Below are 9,614 nucleotides of genomic sequence, written 5' to 3'. Positions count from 1 at the left end.
GTGTACGCCAAGCTCCTGCATGATATGCCTGGCATCTTCGCCGCCAAAAAGCACGCGAAAGGCAGCCGCCTCCTTGACTTCCTCGCTATACTGATAGCGGTTAAGTAGTTCTTGAATGTGGTCTTCCATGGGGACAGTTTCTTTGTAAAGCTGTCAACCTATTTCAGGAGAAGACAGGTACTGTTTGTGCTAAGCTGGAGGAGAACAGTAACTGCTTTGAACATATCAGCAACAGTATTAGTTGGCAGAGGCTTCCCCCATAACAAAAACTGTGTTTAATGCTGCATCTTTTAGATAGATTGCCTCATTTATCCATGTTTTCTGGGACAGAGGCAGCAAACGGTACTGGTAGGTCATCAGCTAACATAACAGGCGTTACCTGGCCAAAAGATTAACTCCTCACCCCTGTTCAGGGGCAGTTATGTATGCCTGAAAGGCTAACTGCCTTTTTCCGTTCTTACGTATAACGGGTCATGAACCTCCCCCTCTTCAACAGCCATTCCTTAGCCGCAAGATTAGAAATGATCAGGGCACACGGCACTTTTCTGGCCCATCGCGGCAGAAGGGGGTATCACATCGAACTATATGATCTGGGAAATTTTTTTGCTGAGGTATGGTCTAACCCAAGGACAGACTTTATAAGCCTGATACGGGGCTTGGATAGTAAAAGGGCACTGGAGCCGTACGTGACCTCTATCAATATACTTGAGATGACACAAAGCTTTTCCTAAGTAGCAATGCAGCATCTCTTAAGCCAGCTTATGTTTAGCAAGAGCAAGGTTGAGTGTATAACTTTCAGTTGCGGTTCTTCAGAAACCAAGACAGCAAAAATCCATAATTTATAGGCTTACCCATTTTGTCCGAAAGACACGACGCCGCAACAGAAGTTATGTGGTGTTAGCAACAGGCTTTAGTATATTTAACAGAAAGACATAACCAGCCTACTACAACAATCATCCTTTGACGGGCAATATAGAAACCCATGTACTAGAAATCTGTTGAAAAGGATAATTCTTTTCGTTTTTTCATGGTATCCACCAAATCTTCAACTTTAGAAAAAGCCCTTTCATAAGCATCACTGCCTAAAAACAGGTTTAACGGTGGATTTGACTCAGAGATCAGCTCTAATAAAACATCTGCAACCTTATCAGGATTCCCAATTTGATGGCCGTCTATTGCTTTGAACTTTTCATGTGCAGCTCTGATATGCTCATAACCTGAAATTTGCTTTTTGTTTAGCTCAATGGATTCTTCTTTAGCAAAACTTGTTCTAAACCAACCGGGAGAAACGATGGAAACATGAATACCGAATGGCTTCAGCTCTTGGGCCAATCCTTCAGACAACCCATTAATGGCAGATTTGGCTGCTCCGTATACAGACCAACCTGTGCCCGGAGCAAAACCGGCAATAGATGAAACATTGATTATGTGACCAGATTTCTCTTTTCGCATAAAAGGAAGCACTTGCTGTATTACTTTAATTACTGCAAAGAAATTAACGTCAAAGCTCTGTTGAATTTCATTCTCTGTCAGTTCTTCTAAAGCGCCTCCCGTGCCGTAGCCGGCATTATTCACTACTACATCAACTTTGCCAAACCTGTCGATGGTAGCATGCACTGACTCTTGGATTGATTTTTTGCTGGTCAGATCTACTTCGAGTGGCAGAAAAGAAGATGCGTATTTACTTCCGATTTTTTCAGATAGCGTTTTTAAGTTTCTGCTTGTGGCTGCCACTTTTTGTCCATTTTGTAGGAGCTGTTTTGTTAGTGACAGTCCGAGCCCTTTAGAAGCTCCCGTGATGTACCAAGTTTTCGAATTCTCCATAGTTTAACTTTTTCACAAATTTAAGCTAGACCATCGGGTTTGAATTTACTGTAGGGAAACCATAATTTGTAATAATCAAACCTTTCTGAAGTCTGATGGAGCATAGTGGGTTTGGCTTTTAAAGAATGAGGTAAAATGAGACTGATCCCTATAACCAAGCGCTTCACTGATTTCAGCAATATTCCAGTCGCTGTGTTTAAGTAACGCTTTTGCTTCGCTCAATAATCGTTCATTGATATGTTCGGTGGTGGTTTTTTCTGTGGTTTTCTTTAAAACCCGGTTTAAGTAATTGATATGGATAGACAGTTCATCGGCGAAATCTGCTGGCGTTCGGCAAGTAATCTTCTGTGAGATGCTTTCGATGGAGAATTGCCTATCCAACAGCTCCAAAAATACAGCCGTAATCCTTGTGCTGGCATTAGGGGTTTGAGGCTTTGCCTGATGGGCTGGAAGTTTGAGAGCACTGAATATAAGCTCTGACACATAGCTTCTAATCAGCTCATATTTATAGTTATAATCACCTTCTATTTCGTTTTTCATTTTTAGAAAAAGCGGACGTATTTCTGAGTACACATCATCTGAAAGGGTATAAATGGGCTTTGAAAAAGGCTTGAATAACGGAAGATCGGACAGATTAATTCTAAGGCTTTTCTTGAAGAACTCTTCTTTAAAAACACAAAAGTACCCTTTAGTGCCTGGTTCTAATGCTTCGTAAGTATATGGGGTATTGGGATTAAAAAATAATAGTGTATTTCCTGAAACCGGTCTGCTTTCATCTCCAAAGTGAAAAACATTTTGCCCCTCAAATAGCATGATTTTATAAAAATCGCGCCGCACATAAGCGGGTGTCTTAAAGTTATGTTTAATATTTACTTCAATATTAAACACGTCAAACAAACCAATTTTTTGATCTCTGATATTTGGAGGAGTCTGAAACTTATGATTATAAAATTCTTCTAGGGATTCCACTTAATAATGATTAATTAATGACTTCGGCGATGTGCCCAAACTGTTGGTTCGTTTAGCTATTTGCTATCGTCTCCGCAAAAAGCGTCTTAATGCTTTTTGCGGAGACGATAGCAAATAGGGCTTCAATTTTTCTTCTTCTTTTAGATGTTCAAGATATGGGGCTCCCTGTAATCCTAAGCAGCGTGAGGAGTGCCATAACAGTGATTATGTTTAATAAGCATATCTGGCTTTGTACTTTGTTGAACATTCAACGAGCAAATCATGATAAGTATATTAAATAATCGAAGGAAGTGACTAGTCTGAACCTATGGAGTTGATATATGTACACCCTTTTTCTGATACACACAACTTAAAAATTGACAAGAAAAATTTTTTTTAACTACCTAGTTATCAATGCATTATTAAATAAAACCTTTCATTGATTCTCCACCCTATTGCATAGATATATGTACAGAATCCCACTTTTTAATTGCCTCTTAATAGATATATGTACAACCCTTTTCCTGATACACTGATAACTAAACGCTACAGAAAAGCAAAATATAACTAATTGATAACCAGTAGTTTGTAAACTATAATTTTAGTTAATAGGAGCAATTTTGACATATATATATGTACAAAATCCCACCTGGCGTATTGGATTATTCTGATTTGCTTGAATCCGGAAAAGTATAAGTTGATAATATATGTACAGAATCCCACCCTCTCCTGGCTACTATTTCCTTTAACAGAATAGAAACTATTCTTCTAAAAAGTAAGAAATAAGTCTTTTTTTTATTATATAATTTTTAATTTATTATTTATTGCTAGCAATGTAAGTTCCTGAATTACAAATACTTGTATTGACGTATATGTACAAAATCCCACTAATATATGTACATAATCCCACCATATATGTACAAAATCCCACCTAAATATGTACTGTTGTCCACTAATATATGTACATAATCCCACCATATATGTACAAAATCCCACCTTTGAATTATAGTCGTTTAAAAATTAAGATATAATATATGTACAGGGTGTAAATTAAATACATATATTTAAACTGAAAATCAGCAGCTATGAATGAGCTTTTAAACATCCCTATCAAAGAGCCTAATAAAATTGTTACTCAACATAACAATTTAATAAACAGTTATTTTGATGTCCCAACAGTTCAATTACGCGCCTTCATCTATGCTTTAGGGCATATACATAAAGATGATAAGGAGTTAACACATGTTAAAATACCAGTTGATGTGCTTTACTCATCAAAGGGCGGTAAGAATTTTAAACAAGTAGCAAAGCTGTCGACTGAACTACAGGAGATTAAATTTAAAATAGAGAAGATTACTCCTGATAAAGCTGGAAGAATAAAGAAGACCTTTTCAAGTATGGTTATCTTCCCTACTGTGACTTATACTCAAGATAGTAGATATATAGTAACAAAGATTAATAATGATCTTGCCCCCTATCTTTTAGATCTAAAAGGAAATTATACACAAGCTGAGTTAGAGCAGTTGTTAAGCTTAAAGACAATACAAGCTTATAGAATTTATATGTTCATTAAGCAAGGGCTATACAAAGATAAGCCAACAACTATTAAGTATCGGCAATTAAGATTAATGTTAGGACTCGATGTTGAAAGAAGTGAAGAAGAGTCAAAGAAGTTAGGCTTAGAAGGTGATAATGTACAAGTAGTAAAGTACCCATTATTTGCTGAATTTAAGAGAAGAATTCTTGACGCGGCTCGTGATGAGTTGAAGGATACTGATATGGCTTTCGATTACAAGTGTAATAAAAGGGGGAGAAATGTCGAGTCTATTACCTTCTCCTTGATTAAAACAGTTAAAATATCGTCTCAAGAGTCTTACAAGAAAGTGAAAGCAAGACAGCAATTAGGTACTTTGTTCCCTCCTACTTCTGACAATGGCGCTGATAAAGTTACTTTAAATGCAATAAGAATAATGAGAGAGAAATATTCTTTTTCAGAAGCACAAATTAGCAGATATATTACCCACTTAGATCCAATTATTATCACAAAAGCTAATAACTGGTTTACAACTAACAAAGGCACTCTTAGCTTTAACTCTGAGTCAGATTGGTTTGCTAAGCATTTAGATAATAAGATCGAAAAGAAGAAGTAAGGTATGTTATCATATAGTATTAACTGTTAATAATTTTATACTATTATTAACAGTTAATACTCTTTATTAATAATTAATAAACGTTCGTAAAAGTTGGCACTTAGAGAGTGTAGCACTCTCATAAGAGATAAAGGATTGTAGCTAGTGATAACGGTAAACGTTCAGCCCTATATTCAATAGGCTCTCCATTATAAAGTCAAATAGTGCAGCTCTCCGCCGAAATCGGTGGCCAGGCTGGTGATCGCAGCTATTTTCATCGCCAAGTCCACCTGGTGCAGCTGCTATATCCCATGCCTCTCGAAGCGCTTAGTCCCCTCCAGTAGGTTATCTATTTATTAGCAGCGATTCATAATGACTTATCCAAGTTGTAGGTGCCATTTTCTGCTCATTCTAATCTTTATTTCTACAATAATCTTTTCTAAAAAGAAGCATTTGTCTTTTTTTATTAACTTTATTAAAAATTAATAATGTTGTTAATTTGCTGCTTGTTAATAATATTAATATAATTACAACATTATTAACATTGACAACTATTAATAATTAAGTGATAACTATGGCTGAAGTTTTCTCAATAGTAAATGCAAAAGGTGGCGTGGCCAAAACTACAAGTACACAAAGTATTGGTTTCGCTTTAAAAGGTATGGGTAAAAAGGTTTTACTCATAGATTTAGATGCTCAAGCTAACTTAAGTATGTCTGTAGGTATATCTCCTAAAGAGGAGCTAAATATTTCTGATGCACTGCTAGATAATTGTAAAATTACAGATGTAATTCGAAGCGCTAACGGAGTTGATATTGCCTATTCAGGTCATTCTCTTATTTCTAGAGAAAACGCCGTTGCGCATACTGTGGCTGGAGCAGCAAAATTACGTTCTGTCCTGAAGAAGATAAAAGATAAGTATGACTATGTCCTTATTGATTGTCCTCCTTCTTTAGGTATTTATACAGTTAATGCTTTGATAGCATCAGACAGAGTGTATATACCTATGACTGCAGAACCTTTTGCTTGGAATGGATTAGATAAAATGCTAGAAACGATTGATATTATTATTGAGGAAGAGCTAAACCCTAAGCTGCAGTTGGGAGGGCTGTTTTTCACTAACCATTCTAAAAATGCTCAAACTATATTAGGCAAAACAATTGTAAGGGAAGCTCAAGAGCAGCTTGGAAGTAAAGTGATGAAAACAACAATACGAACAAATGTTTCTTTGCATGAGTGTTTAGTTATGAATCAAGATGTATTTACTTATGCAGAGGATTCTAATGGAGCAAAGGATTATAAAGCATTGACTGAAGAAATTATTAAAGGTAAATAACTTATTAAACTTTAATAAGTTATTAATAGTATTAACTTTACTAAAAAATATAAATATATATTGTGGCAAATAAAGAGTCTAAACGATTTGATAATGTGTTAGGAAAACTACACGGTGCTAAAGCAGCTGAACCTAACAATAGGAGCTTATCAAAAGAACCTAAAGAGGACATAATTGTACCATCTAAAAAGAAGAAAGAGTCTAATAGAAAACGTATCACATTTTTCGTAAATGAGATACTTGAAGATTATATAGATAAAGGTACTCTTAATGAAATGTATAGAAGTAAGTCAGATTTTGTAGAACACATATTAATGGAGTACTTTAAAGGGAAGCCATACCTAAGGGATAAATGATTTTACTTACTTTTAAAAAGTACAGTCGCAACGAAGTACTCAAGAAGTACCGTCACCTGAGGTACGTGCGCGACAACAGCACCTACTTCCTGTACTTCATCTTCGACGGTGGGGAGTGCGTGTACGTGGGGGAGACGAGCAACATCTTCTGGCGCGTGGTCAAGCACAAGGACAAGTGCTCCCCCGAGGCGGTCATCTGCCTGCAGGAGTATCCAGACAAGCAGGAGGTGCTCAAGCTCGAAAAGCACTTTATCCGCGTGCTCAAACCTAAGTTCAACAGCCGCTACTGCCTCGAGGGCCAGCTCGAGCTCTTCGCAGCGTAGAGTAGGGGAGGAGGGAGGCGCGCTCGCTCTGCTGTCTTTCTTTCACAGGCCCCGGCAAACCTCTTTGCCGGGGCCTGCTGTTTTTAGGCAGGTGCGCGGCAGAAACTTTCCCTTGCCAGCGGTAGCCGTTGTATCTTTGTCCATGCAGGCACTGGATCCATCGGCCGGGAAAGAGAAGCTCTCGGGCATCGTCAAGCGCGTCACCTTCCACAGCGCCGAGACCGGCTACACCGTGCTCAAGGTGAACAGCTTCCAGCGGCCCCTGGAGGACCTCACCGTCACCGTCCACCAGTGCAAGGTCTTTGCCGGGGCCACCGTGGATTTCTACGGGGAGTGGACAAACCACCCTTCTTATGGCCTGCAGTTCAAAGCTTCCGCTGTGGTGGAGCGCAAGCCGGCTACGGCCAATGCCCTGGAGAAGTACCTGGGCTCGGGCCTTATCAAAGGCGTGGGACCGGTGACGGCTAAACGCATCGTCCGCCACTTCGGAGACAAAACGCTGGAGGTGTTTGAGAACAGCATCGAAAAGCTCACCCAGGTAGAGGGCATTGCCAAACTCAAGCTGGAGATGATCAGCAAGGCCTGGCGAGAGCACCAGGAGATCCGCAACGTGATGCTCTTTCTCCAGTCCCACGGCATCTCCACCCTGTTTGCCGTCAAGATCTACAAGACCTACGGCAACGAGGCGATCGAGATCGTAACCAGCAATCCTTACCGGCTGGCCTCCGACATCTACGGCATCGGCTTCTTCTCGGCAGACAAAGTGGCCCTGAGCCTGGGGCTGAAAGAGGACTCGGCGCCGCGCCTGCAGGCGGCCATCGGGCACGTGCTGCAAAACGCGCGGCAGGAGGGGCACTGCTACCTGACCCAGCAGCAGGTCCTGGAGGGGGTGGGGGCGCTGCTCTCGCTCAAAGACGCCGCTGCCGTGGAGGAAAACCTCCGGGTGATGGAGCAAAAGGAGGAGCTCAAGGTCCGGCTGCTGCCCGATGAGCACGGCGGCCACCAGTCCTGCTTCTACGCCCACTCCCTCTACTACGACGAGCTCTGCATCGCCGACAAAGTCAAAGAGCTGGCCGCGCATAAGGTGAAAGTCCAACAGGGGGACCTGGCGCAAGACCTGGAGGTGTTTTGCCAGCTGCACCAAATCACCCTGAGCGAGGAGCAGCGGGAGAGCGTGCTGCAGATAGCCTCGGAGCGCCTGGCCATCCTGACGGGAGGGCCGGGCTGCGGCAAGACCACCACCACCCGCGCGCTGGTGGGCGTGCTGCAGCTGATGGGCAAGCAGGTGCTGCTGGCAGCGCCCACGGGAAGGGCGGCGCAGCGGATGGGGGAGGTGATCGGGCTGGAGGCCAAGACCATCCACCGCCTGCTGGAGTGGGACCCGGCCAAGGGGGGCTTTAAGCGGGGGGAGGAGGAGCCCCTGCAGACGGACGTGCTGATCGTGGACGAGTGCTCGATGCTGGACGTGCACCTGGCCGCCTCCCTGCTGCGGGCCGTGCCCCCTGGTGCCCAGCTGGTGCTCATCGGGGACGCCGACCAATTGCCGGCGGTGGGGGCGGGCAACGTGCTCAAAGACATGATCGCCTCGGGCGTGGTGTCTTGCCTGAAGCTGACCAAGGTCTTCCGCCAGGCCCAGGCCTCCAAGATCATCTCCTACGCCCACCAGATCAACCGGGGCCTGGCGCCTATGATCGAGTCCCCTTTCCACAAGCCGCAGGTCTGGCAGGAAGGGGAGGACTGCCTCTTCATCGACTCCGAGGAGGCCACGGCCGAGGAGCTGCGCTTTATCGCCAAGGTAAAGAAAGCGAGCGGGGAAACGGAGAAAGCAGCGGAGAACTATAGCCTGGCTGCAGAGTCGCCGGCCGAGCTCTACCAGCAGGGCAGCAGCTTCTCTATCCCCGCCAGGTTTGCTCACGTGGACGTGGAGGCCCTGCTGCAGGCCCAGGGGCACAGCGAGGAGCTCAAGGAGGTCGTGAGAGGGGTGCACCCCTGGTCCTCCTTGCACTACGGCCTCTCGGCCGCGGGCATGGTCGAGAAGCTTTATGAGGCGATCATCCCCAAGTACTACGGCCGCGAGGCAGAGATCCAGATCCTCTCGCCCATGACCAAGGGCAGCCTGGGCACCCACAGCCTCAACAAAGCGATCCAGGAGCGGGTGAACCCGGCCAAGCCAGGGAAAGGGCAGCTGCTGCTGGGGGGAAGGGTCTTCCGGGAAGGGGACCGGGTGATCCAGAAGCGCAACAACTATGATCTGAATGTCTTCAACGGCGACATCGGCACGGTGGCGGAAGCCGACAGCGAGGAGATGGAGCTGACGGTGCGCTTCCAGGCGGGGCGGGAGGCCAAGGAGGTAAGGTATCAGAAGGAGCACTTGCTGGAGCTGGAGCTGGCCTACGCCATCACCATCCACAAATCGCAGGGCAGCGAGTTCGAGGCCGTCATCCTTCCCGTCCTCTCCCAGCACTTCAACATGCTGTTTCGCAACCTGGTCTATACCGGGCTCACCCGGGCCAGGAAGCTGGCCGTGTTCGTGGGCACCCGGAAGGCGCTGGCCATGGCCGTCAACAGGCAGAACGCCGCCACCCGGCAGACGGCCCTGGCCTATTTGCTCAAGCAGGGGGTATCGTCCTGACCGGGCGGGAAGCTAATGGCTTTTTGAGCGGCTGGATTAGAAAGATTATGTTAATCAGGGAAAGCA

8 protein-coding genes are annotated in these 9,614 nt (G+C 44.1%); 6 read left to right on the top strand and 2 right to left on the bottom strand.

Annotated elements, in window-relative coordinates:
* The first annotated feature begins 473 nt into the window (after positions 1–473).
* Complete coding sequence (locus tag ABDW72_RS19805) at positions 474–731, top strand: hypothetical protein (RefSeq protein WP_347160360.1); 258 nt, start codon at positions 474–476, stop codon at positions 729–731.
* A gap of 256 nt (positions 732–987) precedes the next feature.
* Here the strand turns inward: ABDW72_RS19805 and ABDW72_RS19800 are convergent, their stop codons facing one another.
* The gene (locus tag ABDW72_RS19800; protein ID WP_347160359.1) at positions 988–1,824 is read right to left on the bottom strand and encodes an SDR family oxidoreductase; all 837 of its coding nucleotides are present in this window, start codon (positions 1,822–1,824) and stop codon (positions 988–990) included.
* 75 nt (positions 1,825–1,899) lie between these two features.
* Positions 1,900–2,793 (bottom strand): AraC family transcriptional regulator, encoded by an 894-nt coding sequence (locus tag ABDW72_RS19795; RefSeq protein ID WP_347160358.1) that lies wholly within the window; start codon positions 2,791–2,793, stop codon positions 1,900–1,902.
* A 1,064-nt stretch (positions 2,794–3,857) separates the two neighbouring features.
* Here ABDW72_RS19795 and ABDW72_RS19790 point away from each other — a divergent pair.
* From ABDW72_RS19790 to recD2, 5 genes are all read left to right on the top strand, one after another.
* Positions 3,858–4,922, top strand: coding sequence for a replication initiation protein (locus ABDW72_RS19790; protein ID WP_347160357.1), 1,065 nt, complete (start codon positions 3,858–3,860; stop codon positions 4,920–4,922).
* Positions 4,923–5,475: 553 nt separating this feature from the next.
* Entirely contained in the window at positions 5,476–6,237 is a 762-nt protein-coding gene (locus ABDW72_RS19785) for a ParA family protein (RefSeq protein WP_347160356.1), read from the top strand.
* A 62-nt stretch (positions 6,238–6,299) separates the two neighbouring features.
* Positions 6,300–6,593: a hypothetical protein gene (locus ABDW72_RS19780; protein WP_347160355.1), complete on the top strand. Its 294-nt coding sequence runs from the start codon at positions 6,300–6,302 to the stop codon at positions 6,591–6,593.
* Complete coding sequence (locus ABDW72_RS19775; RefSeq protein WP_347160354.1) at positions 6,590–6,916, top strand: GIY-YIG nuclease family protein; 327 nt, start codon at positions 6,590–6,592, stop codon at positions 6,914–6,916. The genes ABDW72_RS19780 and ABDW72_RS19775 overlap by 4 nt, the downstream gene beginning before the upstream one ends.
* Before the next feature lie 142 nt (positions 6,917–7,058).
* A complete protein-coding gene (gene recD2, locus ABDW72_RS19770; RefSeq protein WP_347160353.1) occupies positions 7,059–9,548 on the top strand; it encodes an SF1B family DNA helicase RecD2 in 2,490 nt (829 codons plus the stop codon).
* Positions 9,549–9,614: the final 66 nt, after the last annotated feature.

It is taken from the genome of Pontibacter chitinilyticus (genome assembly GCF_039748935.1).
In the GTDB taxonomy this organism is placed as follows: Bacteria; Bacteroidota; Bacteroidia; order Cytophagales; family Hymenobacteraceae; genus Pontibacter; species Pontibacter chitinilyticus.
Note: the sequence above shows the minus strand (reverse complement) of the source record. Positions and strands in the feature narration are given on the sequence as shown.

Coding starts and splice junctions, on each gene's coding strand:
- ABDW72_RS19805 (WP_347160360.1), top strand. CDS start 474: ATGAACCTCCCCCTCTTCAACAGCCATTCCTTAGCCGCAAGATTAGAA.
- ABDW72_RS19800 (WP_347160359.1), bottom strand. CDS start 1,824: ATGGAGAATTCGAAAACTTGGTACATCACGGGAGCTTCTAAAGGGCTC.
- ABDW72_RS19790 (WP_347160357.1), top strand. CDS start 3,858: ATGAATGAGCTTTTAAACATCCCTATCAAAGAGCCTAATAAAATTGTT.
- ABDW72_RS19785 (WP_347160356.1), top strand. CDS start 5,476: ATGGCTGAAGTTTTCTCAATAGTAAATGCAAAAGGTGGCGTGGCCAAA.
- ABDW72_RS19775 (WP_347160354.1), top strand. CDS start 6,590: ATGATTTTACTTACTTTTAAAAAGTACAGTCGCAACGAAGTACTCAAG.
- recD2 (WP_347160353.1), top strand. CDS start 7,059: ATGCAGGCACTGGATCCATCGGCCGGGAAAGAGAAGCTCTCGGGCATC.